Source organism: Actinoplanes derwentensis, from assembly GCF_900104725.1.
GTDB classification, from domain to species: Bacteria; Actinomycetota; Actinomycetes; order Mycobacteriales; family Micromonosporaceae; genus Actinoplanes; species Actinoplanes derwentensis.
Map to the genome: position 1 here is coordinate 10318512 of NZ_LT629758.1, position 23341 is coordinate 10341852.

The window sequence follows — 23341 nt, forward strand, 5'->3', positions numbered from 1 at the left end:
GCCCAGCTTCGGGCCCGCGAAGGACGATCTCATGCGGTTCCCACTGGTCCGCGCTCAACGCTGCGACCTTCCCCTGGTCCTGGGGGCTGGCGACTCCCCGGGGACCGCGCCCCCCTCCAGGAACCGGTCGGCGTAGGACGGTGTGGCCGAGCGCGCCCTCAGCAGGTTGCGATGCAGGTCGCCCAGTAGTTCGAGCGGCCGCCCCCGCGAACACCACTCGTCCAAGGAGACAGCGAATCCGTTTCGCTGCCACAGTCTGCCGTTGTGCTCCTCCCACTCACCGAGCGGTTCCAGGAGGATCATCGGCGTCGCCGCGTGCAGCGAGTCGAGCAGCGTACCGGCCCCAGGCTTGCTCACCACGGCGATGCCCTGGCGCACGAGGTCGAAGGAGGCGGGGCATCGCGTCGCGGCCCGATAGCCGACGCTCCCGTCCCCTCTCACCTCGCCGAAGGGCGGGAATCCGCCGTCGCTCCACGGCTGCCAGTCGGGGTCGCTCGTGAAGTACCGGGTGCCGTCGCGAAACGTGATGTCGGCGCGCTCGTGGGCGACGACGTCGAGCTGGACGCCGCCTCGGGCGAGCCGCTGCGCGTCGGTGAGGAAGGTGCCCATGCCCCACCCGCCGCCGTGCACGAGCATCCTCGGTTCGCGATCGGCCCACGGGATGACCGGCTCGCCGGAGACCGGGATGGTGATGTCGACGGTTCCCCGGCGGCTGTCCATCAGCCAGACATCGCCGGCGCCGGCGATGTCTCCTCCGGCCTGGAACGAGGGAGAATGAATCGCGTCGACGTGGCATCGTTCGACTCGTAGCCCGAGTGTGGTCCGCTGGTAGGCGTCGACCACCGGGGCCCAGAAACCCGAGAAGACGACGACGGTGGAAACCCCGCTGCCGGTCCATTCCTCCAGCAGACGGGCGGTGAGGTCGGCGTCGAGGAGGTTCCGCTGGTCCCTGGCCAGAGCATGCGCTGCTCGTGCGAGGCGGAAGTCACGGTGGAACAGTCGCCTGTTGACCTGTATACGGTCGCGGATCGGGCCCGGGAACAGCCGCTCCAGGACGTCGACGCGGGCGGCCGTCCCGGACTCGTTCAGCCGGCGGGCGAGCAGAAGTCCCGGCACGTAGGCCCCGAGCGCCACCCCGGAGGTGAGGATCGCGATCATCCCTGCGGACCGACCGGATGCGCGCCGAGGGAGTAGAAGCGGGAGCACGTCGGGCAGATCGGGAACAGTTCCTTCCGTACGTGGTCACGGACCTTCTTGGCCCGGTCGCCCTGCCAGATCTCGAGCAGGCTCTGCTCGTGGATGTTGCCGATCGTGATGTCGTAGAACGTGTGACAGGTCGTCACCTCGCCGCGCGCGGAGATCTCCGCGTACCGCCACGGTATGGCGCACCGTTGATGGAAGTCGTTCATCTTGCTCCAGTCGGCGGCCAGGTAGGCGGCGATGGTGCCGGTGTCGACGGTCTCCGGTCTGGTCCAGAAGCGCACGTTGTTGGCCTCGCAGAGCTTGCGGACCGCCAGCAGCTGGCGCACGAGCTCGTCCACGTCCACGTCGGCGAAAATCTTGGGATCACGCACGTACGAGGCGGCGTGCGGGGTCGACGTCACGCCGAAAACGTCGTGTGCGACCAGGCTGTAATGGCGATGCATCTCGGGCGTGGCGTAGCTCTGCAGCTCGACGCTGATGGCGCCCAGATGCGAGAGGTCGACGTCGCGGAAGAACTGCTCGATGGTCAGATAGTTGTCGGGGGTGATAAGGAACGTGATGCCCAGCTCGGGATAGCGCAGACCGGTGCGGCGCTTCTGCTCGCTGACTTCCTCGATGCCGCGCATCGCCTTCTGATATACCCCGCGCCCGCGCTGGCGGTCGTTGATCTCCTCCGGACCGTCGAGCGAGACCCAGATCCGGGTGGGGCTGTCGGTCACGAGTCTGTCCGCGTGGCTGCGAAGGGTTGTCCCGTTGGTCGGGAAGACGAGCTGGCAGCCTCCCTCGCGCAGGAGGTCCATCGCCTTCCAGATGCCCTTGTAGAGCAACGGCTCGCCGCCGAAGAACTCGACGTAGGGCCGCGCCGGGAGGCTCTCCTTCAGCGTGTTCAGCAGGAGATCCTCATCAAGCTCGGCGAGCTTCGACAGCTCCAGGTACGAGCCGTTCTCTCCCCACTCGTAGCACATGGTGCATCGGAGATTGCACCGTTCGAGTAGCTGGATGACCAGCCACGAGGGGCCCTTGGCCGGGGGCTTGAACTTCTGGGTGGTCATGCGGATGCCTTCCCCGTCGTCTCGGTACCGAAGATGCGGATTCCGGCGCGCCCGGCTGCCGTGGCCACCGCTGTCAGCAGGACGACCTCGTCGCTGGGCCGCTCGGTGAAAAGGGCGAGACACAGCCGCCCGCGAGGAGGCACCAGCGTTCCTGCGGTCACGAGCAGGGCGCCGGGACTTTTGCCGTCGAAGGCAAGGTTGTCGCGCTCCAGTTCACCAGCCAGCCGTTCGAAGGCGCGCGCCGTGCCGACGCGTACGGGAAGGTGGCGCAGTACCGCTTGCAGGCCGCACGAGGCGGCCCGGGCCTGGAGCGCCAGTCCGATCATTCCCATCGATGTCCGGGCGTTGACCTCGAGAACGGGTACGACCGTGCCCTCCTCGATCACCATGCCGTCTATGCAGACCGGGCCGTGGTAACCGTCCTTGCTCAGCTCGCCGGCGACAGTGGCGGCGATCTCGGGATGATCCGTCTCGTCGAGCGTCCGGAGCAGCTCGTCCGTCGCCGGCCGGCTGCCCGCGTAGGTGAAGTCCCGGTTGTCGGTCTGCACCACCGCGCCGGGCTCGGCGGAGCCGTCGGGATTGATCTCCCAATGCGTTGAGAAGTCGAGTCGGCGGCGGTATCGGGCTTGGACGATCACCTCCACGTACGCCCCCGCGGCCACTTGCGCGTCGAGGTGCCGCACGATCGAGTCCAGGACTCGGGGCGACGTCACCACCAGCGATCCCCGGCCTGCGACGCCGTACGGGTCCTTCACCACGACGTCGGCGCTGCCGTGGGCAGTGACCAGACGCCGTAGCTCCGTGGTGTCGTGGGCGACCTCACCCGCGCCTGCCCACCCGTTGCGGCGCACGATCTCGTTCGACCAGCTCTTCGAATTCACTCGTACCACAGTGTCGTAGGGCGGGTGTGTACCAGCCAGCCCGAGGGCCTCTCCCAACACTGCCGTCGATCGGAGCACTGCGTACGGGGCCAGTGTCAGGCCCGCTACAGCCGTTCGGATTTCGCTCCAGCGTGCCGGCGTGGGAGTGGAGGCTGCCGGACTCTCGCCGAACAGTTCGGGGACGATCAGATGCTCGGCCGTGAAGCCGGCGAGCGCCAGGAGCGCTGTGAAGGCGGGATGCGGTGCGGCCGGCGCCGCGAGCAGGTCCCCCGGCTCACAGAGCACCGCCAGCGTCTCGCCCAGCGCCGCTACGACGGGAGCTGCCCGCCGGTCAGACACGCCGGGCAGGCTTGCCATGTCCGCCGGACGCCACGAGCCCTCGGCGTCGAACGGCCCCATGCGGAGCGCACCCACGATCAGGCTGCCGTGGCCCGCATCGACACCACGAAGGTGTGAAACTGGCGCAGTGAGGTCAGGTCCGCGAGGTCCAGGTTCTCGAAGTCGAGGTTGACGTCCAGGGCGTCCTCGACGCTGAGCAGAAAGGTGATCATCTGGATGGAGTCGATGCCGATGTCATTGACGATGTCAGCGTCGTCGTCGATCTCGGCGGCCGGTGTGCCATCGCCGACCGCTTCGGCGAGAAGTTGCTTGAGAAGTGCCATCTCGTCCATGTCAGATTCCATTCAGATACAGCAGGATGCATTTTGAGCACACCGGCATAAGCCCGGTGCCGCGCAGCGTCTCCCGTACTCGGCGGAACCGTTCTCCCCGCCACAGCTCAACGACGTCCTCCTCGTGCAGGTCGCCCACGATGAACTCGGAGAAGAATTTGCACGAGCTCACGTTCCCGTCGGCGTGCACCTCCATCCGATTGGAGACGGCGAGGCATTTACTCCGTCGCTGTGCCGGACGCGACGTGCCGAGAACGAAATCTTCCACCTCGTCGGCGGCAAGCTGCGGTTGATAGCGGATCCGCGCTCGCCAGCGCCGTTCTGCCAGGCGTCTCATGGAATCGCGCAGGACTGGAATCGTCTCGGGGTTCAGCCGATAGGTGTACGAATGCCAGGTCGGCCGCTCCCCAGGCTTCGGCGGATTTAGCCAGGAGAACTCCCGCGCGTACATCTCGTCCATCTCCGCGGCGACGCTCTCGCTGATGTACCACGGGAACTGGAAGTACACGCTGTGGACGCCGAGTTCCTCAGCCCACTCCATGAACTCGTACATGTTGTGCACCGTCTCGTTGCTCACCATGCAGGAGACCGACACGATGCCGCGGAAATCGCCGCTGCGCTGCAGGTCCAACATCCTCTCGATGTTGCGCACGGTCCGTGGGAAGGTGCCCCGGCCCCGCAGCGCCTCGTGATCGCCGGCGAGACCGTCCAAGCTGACCAGAAGGTTCAAGTTCTCACCGATGCGCAGCAGGCTTTCCGCGTTTCGCTCCATGAGGAGCCCGTTCGTGCACATGGTGACGGTCCGCGGATGTTGCTCCAGCAGCTGTGCCACCTCGCCGAACTTCGAATGCATGAGCGGTTCGCCGCCCCACAGGAACAATTTGGCGCGGTTGTCGTCGGTGGCGGTCAGAACCCGCTCGATGATGTCGACGCCGAGTTCGGTGCGTTGCATCTCGTGACTGTACTCGCGGAGAAATCCCTGCTCGTTCCATTGATAGCAGTGCAGGCATCGCAAATTGCATTTGTAGGTCAGTTGCAGGCTGATCTCGTCCGGGATCGGCGACGCGTACGTGGGATCCGCGTCGAGGGCGCTCTTGGTTCGGGACCGAATCTCAATGGTCCGCTTGAGGTCCGAGAACTCTCGTGAGTCAATGGTTTTGGCCGTGCGTGGATGGCTCATTACCTGGACACCGTTCGTCGAAGATGTGGCCGGCAACAAATCCCGCCGTCGCGGTCCATGAACTCACCTGCGCCGACCCGGATCGGACCCGTTCGGCCGGACCGCGACTCGCAAATCAGGAGATCATATGGGATACGTTCGTGTCTACATCGGAGGGCGATCAGACATTGATCTCTACAAATTTATTTTGGTGATTCGGTGCTCCGCCTGGGCCGCGGCGCGCAGCTCATCCAGGTAGTTCAGGCCATGCAGAGCCGCCTCGGCCGGAATGCCGAAGTCGATGAGGCACGCGATCTCGTCGACGTCCGCCCGGCGGGCCCGGTCGACGACCGCCAGGGCGTCTGACACCGAGCCGAAGAGACCGTCCGTCGTGAGGTAGCGGAGATAGGCGCTGTCGACGGCCGCCGGGGCGAACGTGGTCCGGGCCCAGGACTCCGCCCGCTCTCTGGCGGACTGGCGCCCCGGTGTCGCGGCGCTCGCGGACGGGCCGGCGGACCGGAGGTTGAGGTCGAGTGCGGACATCAGGTAACGCCGCAGCGGTTCGCGCACGAGGTCCTCCACTGCGGGGAGGTTGTCGCCTAGGCAGGCGTGCAACATCAGGACGACGTGGCCACGCCCGTCACGTCCGGAGTCCGCGAACGCCCGCCGGTACTTCACGACCTTGTCCGACAGTGAATCCATGTCATGCGTCAGCAGGTTCGTGAGAAGGCCGGTGCCGGCGCGCCCCGCGGCCTCGAAGGTCTCGACGTTGCCGCTGCTCGTGAGCCACAGGGGGATGTCGGACTGGACCGGTGGCGGATAGACCTTGAGGGGCGTTTCGGCCTCGTACGGGTCGCCGCGCCATAGTCTTCGAAGGGTATCGACGGCGGCCACGGTGCGCTGTCGGCGGTCCGCGTACGCTTCCGGCGCGAGGAGGAAGTCCTGGGGGTTCCATCCGGAGGCGAGTGCGAGGCCGGCCCGTCCGCGGGAGAGGTTGTCGATCACGGCCCACTCCTCGGCGACCCGGACCGGATGATGAAGGGGAAGTACCACGCTTCCGGCGCGCACCTTGACTCGGCTGGTGGTGGCGGCCACCGCCGCCGCCGTGACCGCCGGGTTCGGAAACAGGCCCCCGAACCGGTGGAAATGGCGTTCCGGTGTCCAGACCGCCGCGAAACCGTGCTCGTCCGCGAAGCGTGCGCCCTCCATGAGCAAGCGGTAGCGGTCTCCCGCTGCCTCGCCGTCATCGGCGAAATAGAACAAGCTGAAATCCACGGCGCCCCCCGTCAGCTGGTGTCGATACCTCACGGTCCACAGGCCAAACGTGTCGCGATGATCGCTGACGGTAGCAGTCGGATAGTCGCAGGGCGAGATCGACAGTGGTATCTTTCGATCAATGGGGTTCCCCTCCCGAGGCGTGACCGCCCGGTGTACGCAGGTACCGGCGCACGCACCCGCTGATCACGCGAGGGCAGATGGAAAGCATCACCAAGAACCGGCAGCCGGCCGAGAAGCTTCGCGCGATGGTGTCTCGGGCGTACGGCCCGCATCAGCTGCCCGCCGACAGCGGGCAATGGTTCAGCGAGCTGAGTCACGGCTTGTTCAACGCGGTTTACCGGATCCGGCTGCGCTCCGGGAAGCAGGTCGTTCTGAAGGTCGCGCCGGCGCCCGAGGTCGAGGTCATGACTTACGAGCGCGGTACCATGGCGACCGAGCTGACGGCCCTCCAGCTGATCGCAGAGCACACCAAGGTTCCCGTACCCGCCGTGCATTTCGCGGACCGGACCCATGAGCTGTGCGACGCGGACTACTTCTTCATGTCCTACGTCGAGGCCGACAATCTGAACGCTGTCCGGAACAAGCTCACCCAGGCGCAGATCGACGCTTACGACCTCGCGCTCGGCTCGATCACCCGGGAACTGAACTCCCTCCACGGCGAGCTGTTCGGTCCACTGACCGGTCCGGGCGAGACCACGTGGCGTGCGACGTTCCTGCGCATGATCGAGGAGTTGCTGGGCGACGGCGAGCGGCGTGACGTCGACCTCGGCTGCGCGTACGACCGGATTCGCGCGATCCTATCGGCACACGCGGACTCCCTCGACGAGGTCACCGAACCCCACTTCGTCGCCTGGGACCTGTGGCCGGGAAACTGCATGGTGCGCGACGGCGAGATCGTGGCGATCGTGGACCATGAGCGGGCGTTCTACGGCGACCCGCTGATGGAGTTCGGATTCGCCGGCCACGAGCTGAGCGCCTTCGGCGACCCGGCCGTTTTCTTGAGCGGCTACGGGCACACGTCGCTCAGACCTGGCGAGCGGGTACGCCGTCGGCTGTACAACCTCCACCTGCTGATCGTGCAGATCATCGAGACGGAGTACCGGCAGCACCAGGACACCGGGCAGTACGACTGGGCCCGGGAACACCTGCGCACGGCCGTGCACCTGTTCGACGAGCCCATCAGGTGACCGAGTCGGCGAAGCCGCCCCTGGCCTCCGACGCCACCACTGCTCTCGGCACCGCACCACTGGGACGGCTGCTCTGGCACACCTGCTCCCAGACGACCCTGTCGGTCGGTGTCTACGGCTTCTACGCCCTGACGAACGCCTGGTTCGTCGCGCACGGGGTCGGCGCGGACGCGATGGCCGCAGTCAACCTCGCCGCTCCCGTGCTGCTCGTCATGGGCGCGGTATCGACCACGGTGGGCGCGGGCGGTGCGTCTCTCGTGTCCCGTCGGCTCGGCGCGGGCGATCCAGCCGGCGCCGCGCGGGCCGCCGGTAACGCATTCGCGATCTACTGGCTGATCGCGATTGCCGTGACCGTGTCCGGGCTCATCGCCCTGGACCCGCTGCTCGGCGTGCTCGGCGCCGGTGCGGGAACCAGCGACTACAGCCGCGACTATCTCGTGGTGCTGCTGTGCGGCACGCTGACGTACACGGGCTTCTCCAGCCTGGTGCGCGCCGAGGGCCGCCAGCGATACGCCACCGCGCTTTGGGTCGTGGCCGTGGTGGTGCAGATCATCCTCGATCCGCTGCTCATCTACGGCTTCGACCTGGGAGTGCGCGGCGCGGCGCTGGGCACCGTCGGAGGCCAGACGGTGTCGGCGCTGATGAGCTTGTGGTTCTTCTTCGGCCAGTCCACGCGGCCATACCGGGTCGGCGTCCGAGATCTGCTCCCGCGCTTGGCGGTCCTCAGGGAATTGATCGGAATCGGGGCGCCGTCGTTCCTCGCGGGGCTCGGGGCGACGCTGCTGGTCGTGTTGGTCAACAGAGCCCTTGCGACCGCTACGGTCGCCTTAGCCGCATACGCCGTCTGCGCACGCATCCAAACCTTCATCACTATGCCGCAGATGGGGATCAGCCAAGGCATACAGCCGATCGTCGGTTACAACGCCGGGCGTGGGCTGTCTGAACGCGTGCTCCGCGTCCGTACCCTTGCCCTGCGGGCGACCCTGGGCTACGGCGTGTTGGCCAGCGCCGTCTTGATCCTTCTCGCGGACCCTCTCACCCGGATCTTCGTCGAGGAGCCAGAAGTCGCCCTCGAGTCCGCGCAAGTGCTGCGGATCCTGGCAGTGGGGATAGCGGTGGCTGGCGTCGTCCCCCTGACATCAGCCTACTTCCAGTCGCTCGGCCATCTCCGGCCTGCATACGTGATCTCCGTGGGCACACTGCTGATCATTAAGCTGCCCCTTGTGCTTGCCCTCGCCGTCCTGGGCGAGGTGGGTGTCTGGTTCAGCCTCGCAGCGGGCGAGCTCTTGTCGGCCTGCGTCGCGTTGCTGGCGATCTCTCGTCTCTATACGGTAACCGGGAGATCCGAAACCAGTACAATCCGACCACCTCGGTCCTAAAGGCGGCGGCGACCACGAGCAGCTCGCGGTCGCCGCCGGGAGCGTCGGTGCCCCCCCGTCAGCCCGCCGATGCGGATGGTGGCGAACCACTCGTTGCGGTACCACAGGCGCGGCTAACAGCGGTGCTGCCTCGGACGACGAGCTGGGCGGGCACGAGAGTCTGTGTCCGCCGGGAACCTTCGCCGCGGATCTGGTGCAGAATCTCCTGCAAACAGAGGCGGCCCACCTCGGCGAAGTCCTGGCGGACGGTGGTGAGCGAGGGAATGAAGGAGGTGGCTTCCGGGATGTCGTCAAAGCCGACGACGCTGATCTGCTCCGGCACATCCTTGCCTCGCTCTTGAAAAGCTTTCAGCAGACCGAGAGCCGTCTGGTCGTTGGCGGCGAGCACAGCGGTGCAGCCCGGCCGGTCGGCCAGATCGAGGCCGGCGACATACCCCGATCGAGCCGACCAGTCCCCGTGCAACAGCGGAGGTATCGTCTGACCCGCTGCCTCCAACTCGCTGCGCCATGCCACCGCCCGTCGGATGGCGGCGGCCGATTGCTCAGGCCCGCTGACGTGCCACACCGTCCGGTGCCCCAACTTCAGCAGATGGCGGACGGCCAGGCGGACGCCCTCCGCATGGTCGCTATCCACCGTGCTGTAGCGATGGGAGATGTCGGAGTCGACCACGACGACATGGGGCAAGGTGGGCGGTAACGCCATCCCCACCTCGTCGAGCAGCTGAGCCTTCATCAGGATGATGATCCCGTCAACCGCCAGCTCGTCGAAGCGAGTGAAGGCGCCGATAAAGCCGCTGCGGGTGGGTGCCTGCACCGGGATCAAGGTGATCGCATAGCCTGCGAGCACGGCCTGAGCGGCGATTGATTCAAGAATGCGGCCGCTGCCGGTGTCGGCAAGGCTGCCCAGCATCACGCCGAGGGTTTTGAACTCGCCGTGTTTGAGAGCCCGCGCAGCACCGTTAGGTCGATAACCCAGCTCTTTCATGGCGGCGAGCACCTGTCGCCGGGTGCTGCCGTCGACGCCGCTATAGCCAGTGGAGACGCGAGAAACGGTCTGTGTGGAGACTCCAGCGAGCCGGGCAACGTCTGCCATCGACACCCGGCGCCGCCGCGGCGGATCGATCTGCGGCACTGGTTGAACCCCTCTGTCGAACCGGCCCGCCCGGGGCGACCCGTCACGTCGAAGATCCATGTTAGACACAGGGCCGGGCGCCTCCCAAGTTACTAGGGGTCTTCTGACGTTCTCGTGGGTCGGTTCTCGTGATCGTCCGGGTGGCGACGGGCAGAGGCCGCCGCGGCGGAGCATGGCCATGGCGGCCACGATGATGCAGCGATGGCCAACCGGCCCGTCACGCTCTGGTACGGTGGAGATCGTTGTCGATGTCTCATGTTCAGGCTTGTACCTCCTCGATCGGCTCGACGGCCCCCCTTGTGCGGAGGCTGTCGCCAGCGATCGCCGAAGGGAGAACCACCCCTTGAGCGCTACGCACGCCTTCCCCTGGTCCGACCTTGACGAGAAGGCCGTGGCGGTCAGCAGGGCCCTCACCATCGACGCCGTCGAGCACGCCGGCGGCGGACACCCCGGGACGGCGATGGCGCTCGCGCCGGCGGCATACCTGCTCTTCCAGCGTTTTCTCAGGCACGATCCCGGTGACCCGGACTGGGAGGGCAGGGACCGGTTCGTGCTTTCCTGCGGTCATGCGAGCCTGGCCCTGTACGTGCAGCTCTACCTGTCCGGATACGGAATCACGATCGAGGACCTCGCACGCTTGCGGCAGTGGGACTCGGCGGTGCCCTCCCATCCGGAGCGTGGCCGCACGGCCGGGGTCGAGATGACGACCGGCCCCCTCGGCCAGGGATTCGCCACCTCCGTCGGTATGGCGATGGCCGCCCGGAAACGGCGCGGCCTGTTCGACCCGGAGGCGCCGGCCGGTACCTCGGTGTTCGACCACACGGTGTGGGTTTTCGCCTCCGACGGCGACATGCACGAGGGCGTCACGAGCGAGGCGTCCTCGCTCGCCGGCCACCAGCGGCTGGGCAATCTCGTCGTACTCTACGACGACAACCGCATCTCGACCGAAGGCGACACGGCCCTCGCCTTCAGCGAAGACGTCGCCGCGCGCTACGAGTCGTACGGCTGGCACGTGCAGTGCGTCGCCGACATCAACGACATCCCCGCCCTCGCCATGGCGATGCAGGCGGCGCGTGACGAAGCCGGGCGCCCGTCGCTCATCGTCGCGCGATCGGTGATCGGCTGGCCCGCGCCGGGCGTACAGGGAACCGCCGCATCGCACGGCGGCCCGCTGGGACCCGGCGAGGTGGCCGCCACCAAGCGCCGGCTCGGGCTCGCCGAGGACAGGACCTTCGACGTGCCCGGCGCCGTGCTCGCTCACGCCCGCCGGGTCAAGGAGCGTGGCTTCCGGTCGCGTACCGACTGGAACGCCCGCTTCGACAAGTGGCGCGCCGAGTTGCCGGAAGCCGCGGCGCAATGGGACCGTGTCTCGGCGGGGCTACTGCCCCGGGACTGGACGGCCGGGTTGCCGGCGTTCGCCGCGGGCACCGAGGTCTCGACCCGCCGCTCCTCCGGCGAGGTGCTCAACGCGCTTGCCGGTGTCCTGCCCGAGCTGTGGGGCGGCTCGGCCGATCTCGGCGAGAACAACTGCACCACCATCCGGGGGGCCGACAGCTTCCTGCCCGAAGCGTTGAGCGGCTCGCCGTACGGCCGCAATCTGCATTTCGGCGTGCGCGAGCACGCCATGGGCGCGATCCTCAACGGATTCGCGCTCTACGGATTCCGGGCCTACGGCGGGACCTTCCTGGCCTTCTCCGACTACATGCGCCCGCCGGTCCGGCTTGCGGCGCTGATGGAACTGCCGGTGACCTACGTGTGGACCCACGACTCGATCGGCATCGGCGAGGACGGCCCGACGCACCAGCCGGTCGAGCACCTCGCGGCGCTGCGGGCGATCCCGGGTCTGGACGTCGTCCGGCCCGCCGACGCGAACGAGACCGTGGTCGCCTGGCGTACGGTTCTCGAGCGTTCCCGGCGGCCGGCCGGTATGGTGCTGTCCCGGCAGAACCTTCCCGTCCTCGACCGTTCACGGTTCGCGTCGGCTGAGGGCGTGGCCAACGGCGGCTACGTCCTGCTCGACGCGGCCGACGGCAACCCCCACGTCATTCTGGTCGCCACCGGGTCAGAGGTGCAGCTGGCGGTAGCGGCGGCCGAGAGGCTCGCCGCCGCGGACATCTCGGTCCGTGTGGTGTCGATGCCATGTGTCGAGTGGTTCCGGGAGCAGGACGAGACGTACCGCCACTCCGTCCTGCCACCGAGCGTCCGGGCCCGGGTGTCCGTCGAAGCCGGTGCCGCCCTGGGCTGGCACGAGTTCGTCGGCGGGGACGGCGAGATCATCAGCGTCGATCGGTACGGTGCCAGCGCTCCTTACCGCTTGTTGTTCGAGCACTTCGGCATCACGGTGGACCGCGTGGTGAGCGCGGCACACGTCAGCCTCACCAAGGCCGGCCGCGGCCGGTGACGGGCACAACTCAGGCGGGGGACGCGGTGCTGGGCCGACGCGTCACCGCCTCAGCGGCGGAATCTCGCCCGATCTCGGTTGCCGGACCTTCCGAACTCGATCTAGTGTGTCGCGAATCCTGTCTAGAGAGTGGGTGCATTTGATGCCGCTGCGTAGCGATTCCTTGACGACCTTCGCGTTCGCAACGACCTCAGACAGGACACTTCGGCATGGACCTTCCTCGTCACCACGTCATCCGCGAGGGTGACCTTCGCATTCTCAACCCGTTCTCGCCCGCGAACCTGGCGACCCTCGGGCAAGCTATCAAGCTGCGGGCCGGCGATCGCCTCGTCGACCTGTGCTGCGGCAAGGGTGAACTGCTCCGCAGCTGGCACTTGGCGCATGGCATCCGGGGCATCGGCGTGGACATCAGCACCGCGTTCGTAGCGGAGGCGCGGGAGTATTCCGCCGGCCTTCCGGTGGAGTTCGTCCACGGCGACGCGGCCGGTTTCGTCGCGCCGGAACCGGCTGACGTGGCCGCCTGCCTCGGCGCCACCTGGATCGGCGGCGGTGTCGCCGGCACCATCGAGATCCTGGAGCGCAGCTTGCGTCCCGGCGGCATGCTGCTGATCGGCGAGCCGTACTGGCGGCTGGACCCGCCCGACCAGCAGACCGTGGAGGCGTGCCACGCGCAGACCCGCGATGACTTCCGGTCGCTGCCGGAGCTGGTCGCCCACTTCGGTGACGACCTCGGCTGGGATCTGGTCGAGATGGTGCTGGCCAGTCAGGACTCCTGGGATCGATATGCGGCCGCGCATTGGCTGAACATCCGGACCTGGTTGGACGCCAACCCGGACGATAAGCTGGCCCCGCGGCTACGCGCCGAGCTGGATACCGATCCGGTACGGCACGTGCGCTATCGGCGCGAGTATCTCGGCTGGGGCGTCTTCGCCCTGCGTAAACGCGGATAGCCCGAGGACAGCTCCGCATCGGACAGGTCATCGTCGATGGATCTCCCGCCGCTTCGCACCGCTGGCTCGTGGCCGGCGCGGGCTGGCGGCGGGAGATACCACCGATCGATCACCCAGTCGCGTCGCGGGAACGCAGCAGATCGGCGAGTTGCTCCAGGTTCGTTAGCGGGATGTCGGCGTCGATTCCCCGCAGGCCCGCGGTGCGCATTCCCGCTGCCCGTCCCGCGGCCAGACCGGCCGGCGAGTCCTCGACCACCAGACAGGCAGAACTCGGAACGCCGAGTCGGCCGGCTGCCGCCAGGTAGCCCTCCGGGTCGGGTTTACCGGCGATGACGTCATCCGCGGTGATGAGAAGTGGCGCCGCGATGCCGGCCGCGCCGAGACGCGCCGCCGCCAGCGTGGCATCCGCGTTGGTCACCACCGCCCACGGCAGGTCGAGACGCCTCAGGGTGGAGAGCAGTCGATGGGCGCCGCTCAGGGCGGAGACATCGGAGAGATCGTCGTACTGCAGCGCCCACTGCCGCCGCACCGACCTGATCACCTCCGTCTCGTCGAGGCCGGGCAGCAGGGCACGGACCACGTCGCTGGTCGGAGTTCCGTGCGAGATCGCCAGCGCGGCCGCCGGTACGACACGGTGCTCGATCGCCCAGGCCGTCCACGCCTGCGCGATCGCCTTGTCCGAATCGACAAGCGTCCCGTCCATGTCCAGCAGGACCGCCGCGATGGAGCTCAGATCCCATCTCACGTCGACCGGCTCCCGGGAAGGAGATCCTGCCGGCGGAGGCAGGGACCCGGCGTTCATCGGCTCTCCTTGGCGAGGGTCACGCTCGGGGGCGGGTCCACCAGTTGCCGGGCGCGCTCCAGGTCTCCGCCGTGGAGGAGGTGCATCAGCCGCCGGTCCTCGGCGGGCAGTGCGGCGATGAGGTCCGGCGGCACCCGCGCGACGAAGGAACGGGCGAGGGACAACACCTCGCCGAGTGCGGTCTCGTCGTGCAGGTGCAGCGCGCGGATCGCGTCCTGGATGTCGTTGTGGCACATGTCCTCGACGTACGCGGGGACGAGGTCGCGCGCCTGCGCGGTGATGACGTCGAAGGTGTCGACCACCATGCGCATACAGGCGGCCAGGTTCGCGGGATCGTCGCGGCGCTGGGTGATCGACGGTGCCCCGGCCTCGCGGATGCGCCAGAGATAGACGACCTCGGGCAGCACGTCGACGGCCGTGGCCTCGATGTGGGCCCGGATCATCACCGGTGCGTCCTCGTACGCGGGGAGGGAGAACGTCAGCTTCCTCGCGTCCCAGAACGAGCGGCGGAAGACCTTGTTCCACACCATGCGGTCCCGCACCAGCGCGGTGTGCCGCCGGATGTGGGTGCGGCGTCGGGCGCGGGAGAAGGTGTCCTCATAGCCGGGATGCGGGCGGACCCCGCCGCTGTCGAGGCGGCGGACGTCACCGCTCACCATGTCGGAACCCGTCTCCTCCAGTGAGCCGACGAGCGCGGCGTAGGCGCCCTCCGGCACCACGTCGTCGCCGTCGCAGAAGGCCAGGTAGGTGCCGTTCGCCGCGCGGACCCCGGTGTTGCGGGCAGCGCTCAGCCCGGTGTTGGGCTGCTCGACGATACGGATCCGCGGGTCCTTGCGGGTCCACGCCCGCGCGATGTCGCCGCCGGTGTCGACCGACCCGTCATCGACGACGACGATCTCGAGATCGGTCAGGGTCTGGCCGGTCAGCGACGTCAGGCAGGCGTGCAGGTAACGCTCGACGTCGAAGATCGGAACGACGATGCTCAGCAATGGCGGCACGGCGCCCCCGTCTCTCCCATGGCGAGGGCGCTCACCGGCAGGTCGTGTAGTCGCCGGCGAGCCGCTCGATGTCGTCCTCGTCGAACAGCCCGAATGCCATCTCCAGGAGCCGGCCGGGCTCGGCGCCGGCGTTGCCGACACGGTGCGCGGTGCCCCGGGGGATCCAAACTCGCTCGCCGGGGGCCGCAGCCCACGCCCGGTCGCCGACTTCGACGTTCATCGGGCCGTCGAGGATCGTCCACCACTCGTCGCGCTTCTCGTGGCGGTGCAGGCTCACCTGGCCGCCGGGATCCACGGTGATGATCTTGACGGTGAGTTCGGTGTTGAGCGCCAGGATCTCCTGCCGCCCGTACGGCCTGTCGTACAGGCGTACCGCAGGTTCGGTCCGACTGTCGTTCACGCCATCGCCTCCGTTGTCCGTTCTGTGCGAGAAACAGGTGTCACTACGCCGCGCCGCCGTTCAGGAGCCCGCCGCGGCTTCCACCAGCAGGTCCTGCAGGGACGCGAGGACCGCCGCGGCCTGGTCCGGCGGGACGCGGTCGTCGTCGCACACGATGTCGACGACACAGGTACGCCCGCCGTCGTGCAGGTTGGCGAACAGGGTTGCGTCGCTGCGGTCCCGCCGTGCCACGACCCGGATCGGCTCGGTCCTTTCACGCAGATTGCTCAGTTCACCGGCTCGGTCCTCCAGACCGTCCCACGTCCCACGCTGCATTCGGACGTCGTTGAAGTAGTACGTGAAGTCGGCGGACTCGCCCCGCGCCGCCAGCGAGGTGAGCGTCCGCCGCCAGGCGAGGCTGTCGTAGCGGGCGTGGCGGTAGGCCAGGACGGCGCGCAGGTGGACCGCCTTGAGGTAGGCGGGGAAGTCGATCCTGTCATCCTCACGAGGAAGCCGGAGCAGCCCGTTGCCGAGGGTCTGCCCGGCGAAGTCGCCCAACTGCCGCTGCCACCGGTTGTTGCACACCATGAGCATGCTGCCGAGCCCCGGATCGACGTCGCGGGTGATCACCTGGCTCAGCCCGGCCAGCACGACACTCGTCGTGCTGACGTTAAGCCTTCGCGCGAGGACCTGCGCGGCGATCGCGACCGCATCCGAACGCAGGGCGGTCACGGAGTACGAGCCAGGTGTCGTCGGCATGAGACCCCGCCCGGGCGGCAGGCTGCGGGCGGCGGCGACCCAGCGCCCGATGACGGCGTCGCTCCTGCGGACGCCAGCCTCGGAGGACTCGTACCGCAGCAGTTCTCCGGTCGAGAGGCCGGGAGCGGACGGCTCGCACCCCTCCAGGGCGGCTGTCACATGCCGTTTGACGATCTCGAACGACGCGCCGTCGAACGGCAGGTGGGACAGGACCAGTGAGGCGTGGGTGACCCGGCCGCCGCGATGGAGGAGCCCGACACGGATCGGCGGCTCGCGCAGGTCGAAGGGGCCTGTGCTCAGCGCGGCCGCGTCCACTGTGTAAGGGTCCACGGGGCCGGGCGGCAACTCGCTCACCGGCACCGCGAGGCGGACCTCGGTGTGGAAGGACTCCTGGGCCCGGGACGCGTCGAACACCAGGCGGAATGCGTCGAACCGGTTCAGGCAGCGGTCCAGCAGGGAGACGGCCTCGCCGACGCCGGGCGACCGGTTCAGCGGAAAGGTCTCGTACAGATTGAACCTGCTCGCCTCCGGGCCGAGCGCGAGGATGCTCTCCCACATGTTGCCCTGCCCCCAGGAGAGCGGGAAGGGCCCGGTCCCGGCACCGTGCAGACGCACCTCGGCAAGGTCACGGGTGGCGGCGCTCATCGGCCACCCGCCCGGCACTCCTCATAGGACTTGCGCAGGGTCGCCACGAGCCAGTCCACGTCCGCGTCGGTCATGGTCGCGCCGAGCGTGACGGTGACCGACCGGCCAGCGAACTGCTCGCTGCGCTGGCATCGGGCGGGCCGGGACCACTCGACGCCCCAGGCGGTTCGGCCGTCGCGGACCGCCGCGTTGGAGTAGACACCCTGCCCCTGGTAGAGGGTGGCCGCCGGGACACCGGCGTCGGCGAGCAGGCGCAGAAGCCGACGGGCGTCCGTCCGCGAGGGCAGGAACAGGGTCACATCGCCGCCGCTGCCCTCGTCGTCGGGGATCCGGCGCCAGTGCTCCACCGTGCCGGACAGTTCGGCCCGGACGTGACGGGCTATCGACCGCAGCCGGTCGAGCATGGTGTCCAGCCGCGTCAACTGGACGCCGAGCAGCGCGCCCTCCAGTTCGGTCATCCTGAGGTTGACCCCCAGGAACGGTTCGGAGGCACCCTCGCCGCGCACCTGGCCGCTCGACGTGCTGAACTGCCCACCCTGGTCCTGGTAGCGCAGGACCCGATCGTGGACCACCGGGTCCGCGGTCGTGACCGCGCCACCCTCTCCCGCGGTGATGTTCTTCTCGAGCTGGAACGAGAAGGCCCCCGCGTCGCCCCAGGCCCCGGCCGAGCGACCCCGGTAGCGCACGCCCGCCGCCTGCGCGGCGTCCTCCAGCACCCGGAGCCCGTGCCGGCGGGCGAAGTCCATGATCGGCTCCATGTCCGCCGCCACGTTCGCGAGATGCACCGGCATGATCGCGTACGTCCGGTCGGTCAGCCGTTCCTCCAGCGACGCGGGGTCGAGCGTGAGCGTGTCGTCCACCTCGGCGAAGACCGGGACGCCTCGCGCCCAGCTGACCGCGTTGGGGCAGCCGACGAACGTCACCGCGGGCACGATCACCTCGGCCCCGGCGGGCAGCCCGAGCCCGACGAGACCGCAGGCGAGGGCGGCGGTGCCGGAACTCACCCCGACGGCGTACGGGGTGCCGATCCGCTCCGCGAAGGCCTCCTCGAACGCCTGGGCCCGGCCGAGCAGGTCCGGGCCGTAGTAGCGGAAGGGCGATCGCGCGCGGACCACCGCCGACACCGCTGCTTCCTCTTCGGTGCCCCAGAGGGCGAGGCCCCGGAGCGGTTCGTAGCGAAGCGGCCTGTCGCCACCGTCGGTTGGCACAGTTGGTCCTCCCTACCGTGCTGCCCGGCCGTCGGCGGCCGGGGGGTCGAGCAAGGCGAGCGCGGCGGCGAGCTCCGGCTCGCTGTGAGCCACCACGTAATCCTCGATGATCAAGTGGTCGAGGCGGCTGGGGCCGAAGAAGGCGAGCGCCTGTTCCGGCGTCTCGACGATCGGCTCGCCGCGGTCGTTGAACGAGGTGTTCAGCACGACGGGCACGTCGGTGATGCGGTGGAACCACTCGATGAGTTCTCGGTAGCGACCGTTGTCCGCACGCGTGACCGTCTGGACGCGGGCGGTCCCGTCGACATGGACCACGGACGGGATGACCGCCTGCTTCTCCTGCCGGACCGGCGCGACGAGCAGCATGTACGGAGATTCGATCGCCAGGTCGAAGTACTCCGCGGCCTGCTCGGCGAGGACCGCCGGGGCGAACGGGCGGAAGCCCTCCCGGTGCTTGACCCGCTCGTTGAGGATGTCCTTCATGTCTGCCCGGCGCGGATCCGCCAGGATGCTGCGGTGTCCCAGGGCGCGCGGGCCGAACTCCGAGCCCCCCGTGAACCAGCCGATCAGCGACGACCGGGACAGCAGAGTCGCCGCCAGCTTGGCGGGGGCGGTGACCTTCGCGTACGGCAGGCCGGCGGCGTCGAGGGCGCTGACCACGGCCGCGTCGGCGTACGGCCGGCCGTAGTAGGCGTGGCGGGACGGGCGTTGCGTGGAGCTGGGCCCCCGGTCGCGGGGGTGCCCACCGAGCACGTGGTAGCCGTAGTACGCGGCGCCCACCGCGCACCCGCCGTCGCCGGCGGCCGGCTGCACGTAGATGTTGGTGAATGGTGTCTCCCGCAAGAGCCGGCCGTTCGCCACACAGTTCAGGGCCACGCCGCCGGCCAGGCACAGATCCTGCAGTCCGGTGACGGCGTGCAGGTGCCGGGTGACGTGGAGCAGGGTCTCCTCCAGCAGGTTCTGCGCGGCGAAGGCGAGGTCCGCACCGCGCCGGAACCGTTCCTCGCCGGAGAGGCCGTCGAGGGCGGAGGCGATGAAGTCGAGCAGGCCACCGGCCTTGAGGTGCAGCTCGTAGCGGCCGTCCGGCAGGAGGTTGAGGTACTTGCGGAACTCCCCGCAATACCGGTCGCCGCCGTACGGCGCGAGGCCCATCGTCTTGCCGTCCTCGGTCAGGTACCAGTCCTGGTCCTCGTAGAGCACGAAGCCGATCGCCTTGCTGACGGCCTTGTACATGAACCCGAGTGAATGATCGCTGTCCCCGGCCTGGTAGACGCGCAGGGCGCTCAGGCCGTCGGTGCTCCAGTTCACCCCGAGCACCTTGGACACCTCGGTGATCCGGGTGCCCTCGCCGACGGCGGTGGTGAGCACCTCCACGCCGCGGTCGTCGATGAGGCTGCCCGCGCCGTCCACGACGATGATGGCCGCCCGGGCGAACGGCGAGGGATAGTAGGCGCTCGAGGCGTGGGCGAGGTGGTGGCGGATCAGCGTCGTGCGGCTGCGGAGCGGGAAGTACGCCGGGGCCAGCAGGGTGTCGTCGGCGACGACCGCCTCCACGTCTTCCAGTCGCGCCTCGTAGGACTCCAGGCAGTACCGCCAGGACTGGTTGAACAGGGAGTTGACGCCGACGGCGTACTTGCGTCTCGACAGTCGTTCCTCTTCGATCGCGGAGACGATGTCGCCGCCTTCGACGAGACAGGCGGAGAAGTCGTGATTCGAACCACCCAAGCCGAGCGACAGCATTCGGGTTCCTTCCGATACCGCCTTTATAGGTCGTCGCCAGAAGATCACACGCCATCTCCCGCTGTCTACCCCGAGACGCCAAAATTATAGACGCCGAGCAATGGCTACAAGGCCTCCCCCTTGACACCGAAATTCACCGTAGTACCGTGTCTAAAGATAGGGCCACGCAAACGCGTTCAGGCCGCGTCGGCGGCTGGGCGACAGTAGTGGGGGAATCGCTGCCATGCGCCTCAAAGATCACTTTCGCTCAGCCGCTCTAGGTAAACGCGATCAGAACGGCAGACTCCCATTCCTCGTCAACGACATGGTCATCGAGGAACAACTCTGCCAGATGCGGTGTTCGTACTGCCTCACCGAGGAGTACAACCTCCTGATGAATGTCCCCGACGCCAAACTCCGTCTGACCACGGATCGGCGCGAGGACTGGAAAGCCATTCTCGACCTGTATCACGAGAATGTCGACGCGCCGATCATGAGACTGTCCGGCGGCGAATTCTTCTGGTTGAAGGGCTCCACCGAGTTCGTGGCCGAAGCGTGCCAGCGCTACGAGACGGTGCAGGTCATCACCAACGGCGTCTTCCTCACCGAGCACCGCCTGCAGGCCCTGTCCGCGCTCGGCAACTGCACGCTCAGCATCTCGCTCGACGGGCACACGCTGGAGCTCAACGGACACCGTCTACCTGCGAAGCAGGCCCGCCTGCACGACACGATCATGCGGCACCTCGACAACGCCGTGAACGCCGGCCTGCGCCTGGAGATCCAGTCGGTGCTGACCGACGTCAACGTGCACGGCCAGGTCGCCTTCGCAGAGTTCCTGCGTGATCGCTACGACGGAAAAGTGACGCTCTATTTCTTTCCGGTGCGCGGCGAGATCATCAAACAGATGGGCCCGCCGCCGGGTGAGCACCTCGCGCCACTCGTCGAACACTACGACGAATTCGCCGGAGTGCTCCCACCGAAGGCCTTCGTCGAACACATTCACGAGAAGGTGCGTGGCGGAAAACGCACCCTGCCGTGCTACATCACCTCGATGATGGTGCAACTCTTCGGGCAGGGCGACGTCTCCGCGTGTCCCCACGCGTGGATCAAGCCGATGGGAAATCTCAATTCCGAACCGTTGCTAGTCATCGAGAAATACGGCAACCATCAGCATTACGACTTCTTCATGCAGGATCGGCCACGCTTTCCATTCTGTCAGACCTGCGTCACCCCCTCCGACGTTCTCAACCTGTACCTGCTGGATCGGGTGAGCGATGAGGAGATCTCCCGGAGCGCGATTTACGGCGGACCCCGTTCGATGCAACGGCTCAAGGAAATCAAGACCGCATTCGCCCCGGTCCTGAAACAGTCGGCGGAGCCCGGAGAATAGGGGAGCGAAGGCCGGGAGCCGGTATCACCGCAGAGACGCGGGGATACCGGCTTCTTCGCGTGACCGGCCGCGGCCGGTCCGCGGACCGGCCGCGGCCGGTCCGCGGACCGGCCGCGGCCGGTCACGCGACGCGCACCGAGCCGACGAGACGGAACCCCATGTGCGGCACCTTGAGGATCTGAGCTCCTGCACCGATGTCCTGGAAGACCCGGCGGAGTTCGGTCACGACGGCCAGGGCGTTGTCCTGTCCCGCGGCAGAAAGCCTCTGCCGGGTGACGATCCGGCCGCTCTGCTCGCCCAGCAACCGCAGCGTGACCCCTTGGCCGTCGGTCAGCGTGACCGACCTGCCGCCCACGGTCAGCTCGTTGGCGTCGCTCAGCGTCAGCACCTGGGATCTCTGCGGTGCCGCCGTGGCCACGAGGTAATCCAGCAAGCGGGACACCCGGCTCTCCGACAGCGGAGAGGGCAGGACGAAGCTGTAGCCCGATCGCAGCGCAGTATAGGTCGACCTCGCCGTCGCCTCCGCGTCCACGAGCACCGTGTAGGCCCCGTGCAGGCGCACCTGCCGTGGCTCGATCGGTGACTCCCCGGCCGCCCCCGCACGGTAGAAGGCGGCCAGCAGATCGTCTCCGAGCGCCGCGTCCCCGGATGTGGACACCGGGATCCGCTGGGCTCGGCACGCCCTTTCGAGCATGTCGAGTTCCACCGGCTCCAGGGTCGTGCTCAGTACGTACACGGGCTCCTCCGGTTCAGGAAGCGCTGACGGGATCGGTCTGGTCTTTGTCGTCCTGAGCGGCCCTGGCCTCCTCCTGCGGCACCGCACGGAGCCTGCGCACACCGGGCGCCAGCAACGTCAGCAGCGAGACCACCACGATGAGCAGCCCGGCGGCACCGGCGGCCGAGCCTGTGCCGAGCAGGACCACCAGCGGCCCGGCGAGCGCATACCCGAGAGGCAGCACCCCGAACGACACGAGACCGTCGTACGCGCTCACCCGCGCCATCTTGTCCTGCGGTACGTGGCTCTGCATCGAGACGGCGTACTGCACCTCGAAGATCTCCATGAAGAAGCCGGCCACCAGAGAGCAGGCGCCGATGACCCACACGCTGCCGCCCAGCGCGATGGCCAGCAGGGGACCCGCGAGCGCGGTCACGCAGAGGACGCCGACCACCATCGGTCGGACCGGCTTGTACCGTAGGGCCACCACGCCGCCCAGCACCGTGCCGACCGCGTTCGCGGCAAGGATGGCGCCCCAGGGTGCCGCGCCGCCCAGTTGCTCGCGGGCGAACAGCGGGCCGATCAGCGTGTAGGCGCCGGTCCACGCGATGTTGACGAAGGCGAACTGGATCACGACGGGCCAGAGCCAGTCCTGCGCGGCGAACTCCTTCCAGCCGTCGCGCAGCTGCCGCCAGAAGCTGGTCGCCCCCTCGACGATGTGCGCGCGGGTGGCCGGCAGTCTCGCGAGGAAGAAGGCGCTCACCACGAACGTGAGGGCGTCGGCCAGGACGACCCAGCCGGGGTCGATCACCGACGCCAGGAGACCGCCGAGCCCGGCGCCCAGGATCATGATGGTGTTCGACGCGAGACGGCTCAGCGCGTTGGCCTCGTTGAGCAGCCGCCCGGGCACCAGCGTGGGCATGACGGCACCCGATGCGGGAACCCAGAGCGACGTCGCGGCGCCCGCGACGAAGGACAGCCCCATCAACTGCCAGATCTGCGCGGTCCCGGTGAGCAGCAGGACGGCCGTCACGGCCTGGCTGATCGCGCTCGCGATCTGCGTGCCGACCAGCACCCGCTCACGTGGCAGGCGGTCGATCCACACGCCGCCGATGAGGGTGACGATCAGTAGGGGTGCGACGCGGGCCGCCATCACCCAGCCGAGGTCCGCCGCGGATCCCTGCAGATCGAGGATGCCGAACGCGAAGGCCACGGTGGACAGCGAGGTGCCGATGTCGGACGCCACCTGCCCGGTGAAGAAGATCCGGAATCGGGGGACCCGTAGGGGACCGAGGGGCAGGCGCTGCCACCGAGGTGACGTCCCGGCAACCGGTTCAGACATGGACGGTGTACCTCTCCAGGTGTTGAGAAGCGGCGGCGCCGTCCTCCAGGCCCCGTCCCGCAAGATTCGATACAGCGGACTCCGGAACGAC

At 68.1% G+C, this 23341-nt stretch carries 20 protein-coding genes; 5 read left to right on the forward strand and 15 right to left on the reverse strand.

Annotated features, from left to right (window positions below; translation table 11 throughout):
- Window positions 1-54: 54 nt before the first annotated feature.
- The 6 genes from BLU81_RS46015 to BLU81_RS46040 all read right to left on the reverse strand — a co-directional run bounded on the left by BLU81_RS46015 (window position 55) and on the right by BLU81_RS46040 (window position 6241).
- Window positions 55-1158: a glycosyltransferase family protein gene (locus BLU81_RS46015; RefSeq protein WP_197686068.1), complete on the reverse strand. Its 1104-nt coding sequence runs from the start codon at window positions 1156-1158 to the stop codon at window positions 55-57.
- The gene (locus BLU81_RS46020) at window positions 1155-2255 is read right to left on the reverse strand and encodes a radical SAM protein (protein WP_092555883.1); all 1101 of its coding nucleotides are present in this window, start codon (window positions 2253-2255) and stop codon (window positions 1155-1157) included. Before BLU81_RS46020 ends, BLU81_RS46015 begins: the two co-directional genes overlap by 4 nt.
- Window positions 2252-3475 (reverse strand): hypothetical protein, encoded by a 1224-nt coding sequence (locus tag BLU81_RS46025; RefSeq protein WP_157752084.1) that lies wholly within the window; start codon window positions 3473-3475, stop codon window positions 2252-2254. The genes BLU81_RS46020 and BLU81_RS46025 overlap by 4 nt, the downstream gene beginning before the upstream one ends.
- Before the next feature lie 77 nt (window positions 3476-3552).
- Window positions 3553-3807 (reverse strand): acyl carrier protein, encoded by a 255-nt coding sequence (locus BLU81_RS46030; protein WP_231953845.1) that lies wholly within the window; start codon window positions 3805-3807, stop codon window positions 3553-3555.
- 1 nt (window position 3808) lies between these two features.
- Complete coding sequence (locus tag BLU81_RS46035) at window positions 3809-4987, reverse strand: radical SAM protein (RefSeq protein WP_092555896.1); 1179 nt, start codon at window positions 4985-4987, stop codon at window positions 3809-3811.
- 174 nt (window positions 4988-5161) lie between these two features.
- A complete protein-coding gene (locus tag BLU81_RS46040) occupies window positions 5162-6241 on the reverse strand; it encodes a MupA/Atu3671 family FMN-dependent luciferase-like monooxygenase (protein WP_092555898.1) in 1080 nt (359 codons plus the stop codon).
- 200 nt (window positions 6242-6441) lie between these two features.
- Between BLU81_RS46040 and BLU81_RS46045 the strand changes: the two genes are divergently transcribed.
- Together BLU81_RS46045 and BLU81_RS46050 are read left to right on the forward strand one after the other, a co-directional pair.
- The gene (locus BLU81_RS46045; protein ID WP_092555900.1) at window positions 6442-7431 is read left to right on the forward strand and encodes a phosphotransferase family protein; all 990 of its coding nucleotides are present in this window, start codon (window positions 6442-6444) and stop codon (window positions 7429-7431) included.
- Window positions 7428-8810 carry an MATE family efflux transporter gene (locus BLU81_RS46050; RefSeq protein ID WP_092555902.1) on the forward strand — a complete coding sequence of 461 codons (1383 nt, stop codon included), beginning with the start codon at window positions 7428-7430 and terminating at the stop codon, window positions 8808-8810. The genes BLU81_RS46045 and BLU81_RS46050 overlap by 4 nt, the downstream gene beginning before the upstream one ends.
- Before the next feature lie 58 nt (window positions 8811-8868).
- On the opposite strand, the gene BLU81_RS46055 is transcribed toward BLU81_RS46050, so the two are convergent.
- Complete coding sequence (locus BLU81_RS46055; protein ID WP_231953846.1) at window positions 8869-9942, reverse strand: LacI family DNA-binding transcriptional regulator; 1074 nt, start codon at window positions 9940-9942, stop codon at window positions 8869-8871.
- A gap of 343 nt (window positions 9943-10285) precedes the next feature.
- Here BLU81_RS46055 and tkt point away from each other — a divergent pair, with 343 nt between their 5' ends.
- On the forward strand, window positions 10286-12343 hold the full coding sequence (tkt, locus tag BLU81_RS46060) for a transketolase (RefSeq protein ID WP_231953847.1): 2058 nt from the start codon (window positions 10286-10288) through the stop codon (window positions 12341-12343).
- A gap of 209 nt (window positions 12344-12552) precedes the next feature.
- Window positions 12553-13293: an SAM-dependent methyltransferase gene (locus BLU81_RS46065; protein WP_092555906.1), complete on the forward strand. Its 741-nt coding sequence runs from the start codon at window positions 12553-12555 to the stop codon at window positions 13291-13293.
- Between the two features lie 109 nt (window positions 13294-13402).
- Here the strand turns inward: BLU81_RS46065 and BLU81_RS46070 are convergent, their stop codons facing one another.
- The 6 genes from BLU81_RS46070 to BLU81_RS46095 are packed head-to-tail and all read right to left on the reverse strand — an operon-like array spanning window position 13403 to window position 19824.
- On the reverse strand, window positions 13403-14038 hold the full coding sequence (locus tag BLU81_RS46070) for an HAD-IA family hydrolase (RefSeq protein WP_231953848.1): 636 nt from the start codon (window positions 14036-14038) through the stop codon (window positions 13403-13405).
- A 53-nt stretch (window positions 14039-14091) separates the two neighbouring features.
- Window positions 14092-15093, reverse strand: coding sequence for a glycosyltransferase family 2 protein (locus BLU81_RS46075; protein WP_157752085.1), 1002 nt, complete (start codon window positions 15091-15093; stop codon window positions 14092-14094).
- Between the two features lie 31 nt (window positions 15094-15124).
- Window positions 15125-15493, reverse strand: a complete 369-nt coding sequence (locus BLU81_RS46080; protein WP_092555912.1) for a phosphomannose isomerase type II C-terminal cupin domain — start codon at window positions 15491-15493, stop codon at window positions 15125-15127.
- A gap of 60 nt (window positions 15494-15553) precedes the next feature.
- Window positions 15554-16876, reverse strand: a complete 1323-nt coding sequence (locus BLU81_RS46085) for a condensation domain-containing protein (RefSeq protein WP_157752086.1) — start codon at window positions 16874-16876, stop codon at window positions 15554-15556.
- Window positions 16873-18084 (reverse strand): DegT/DnrJ/EryC1/StrS family aminotransferase, encoded by a 1212-nt coding sequence (locus BLU81_RS46090; RefSeq protein WP_092555916.1) that lies wholly within the window; start codon window positions 18082-18084, stop codon window positions 16873-16875. Before BLU81_RS46090 ends, BLU81_RS46085 begins: the two co-directional genes overlap by 4 nt.
- Before the next feature lie 12 nt (window positions 18085-18096).
- Window positions 18097-19824, reverse strand: a complete 1728-nt coding sequence (locus BLU81_RS46095; RefSeq protein ID WP_092555918.1) for a carbamoyltransferase family protein — start codon at window positions 19822-19824, stop codon at window positions 18097-18099.
- Window positions 19825-20128: 304 nt separating this feature from the next.
- On the opposite strand from BLU81_RS46095, the gene BLU81_RS46100 reads away from it, so the two are divergent.
- Window positions 20129-21193 carry a radical SAM protein gene (locus BLU81_RS46100; protein WP_197686069.1) on the forward strand — a complete coding sequence of 355 codons (1065 nt, stop codon included), beginning with the start codon at window positions 20129-20131 and terminating at the stop codon, window positions 21191-21193.
- A 121-nt stretch (window positions 21194-21314) separates the two neighbouring features.
- Here the strand turns inward: BLU81_RS46100 and BLU81_RS46105 are convergent, their stop codons facing one another.
- Window positions 21315-21929 (reverse strand): winged helix-turn-helix domain-containing protein, encoded by a 615-nt coding sequence (locus tag BLU81_RS46105; RefSeq protein WP_092555920.1) that lies wholly within the window; start codon window positions 21927-21929, stop codon window positions 21315-21317.
- Between the two features lie 13 nt (window positions 21930-21942).
- On the reverse strand, window positions 21943-23250 hold the full coding sequence (locus BLU81_RS46110) for an MFS transporter (protein WP_092555922.1): 1308 nt from the start codon (window positions 23248-23250) through the stop codon (window positions 21943-21945).
- Window positions 23251-23341 lie beyond the last annotated feature (91 nt).

What these genes read in the sequence shown, in the direction of transcription:
- BLU81_RS46065 (WP_092555906.1), top strand. Translation starts at nt 12,553, where the DNA reads ATGGACCTTCCTCGTCACCACGTCATCCGCGAGGGTGACCTTCGCATT.
- BLU81_RS46095 (WP_092555918.1), bottom strand. Translation starts at nt 19,824, where the DNA reads ATGCTGTCGCTCGGCTTGGGTGGTTCGAATCACGACTTCTCCGCCTGT.
- BLU81_RS46110 (WP_092555922.1), bottom strand. Translation starts at nt 23,250, where the DNA reads ATGTCTGAACCGGTTGCCGGGACGTCACCTCGGTGGCAGCGCCTGCCC.
- BLU81_RS46015 (WP_197686068.1), bottom strand. Translation starts at nt 1,158, where the DNA reads ATGATCGCGATCCTCACCTCCGGGGTGGCGCTCGGGGCCTACGTGCCG.
- BLU81_RS46020 (WP_092555883.1), bottom strand. Translation starts at nt 2,255, where the DNA reads ATGACCACCCAGAAGTTCAAGCCCCCGGCCAAGGGCCCCTCGTGGCTG.
- BLU81_RS46100 (WP_197686069.1), top strand. Translation starts at nt 20,129, where the DNA reads ATGGTCATCGAGGAACAACTCTGCCAGATGCGGTGTTCGTACTGCCTC.
- BLU81_RS46085 (WP_157752086.1), bottom strand. Translation starts at nt 16,876, where the DNA reads ATGAGCGCCGCCACCCGTGACCTTGCCGAGGTGCGTCTGCACGGTGCC.
- BLU81_RS46035 (WP_092555896.1), bottom strand. Translation starts at nt 4,987, where the DNA reads ATGAGCCATCCACGCACGGCCAAAACCATTGACTCACGAGAGTTCTCG.
- BLU81_RS46045 (WP_092555900.1), top strand. Translation starts at nt 6,442, where the DNA reads ATGGAAAGCATCACCAAGAACCGGCAGCCGGCCGAGAAGCTTCGCGCG.
- BLU81_RS46030 (WP_231953845.1), bottom strand. Translation starts at nt 3,807, where the DNA reads ATGGACGAGATGGCACTTCTCAAGCAACTTCTCGCCGAAGCGGTCGGC.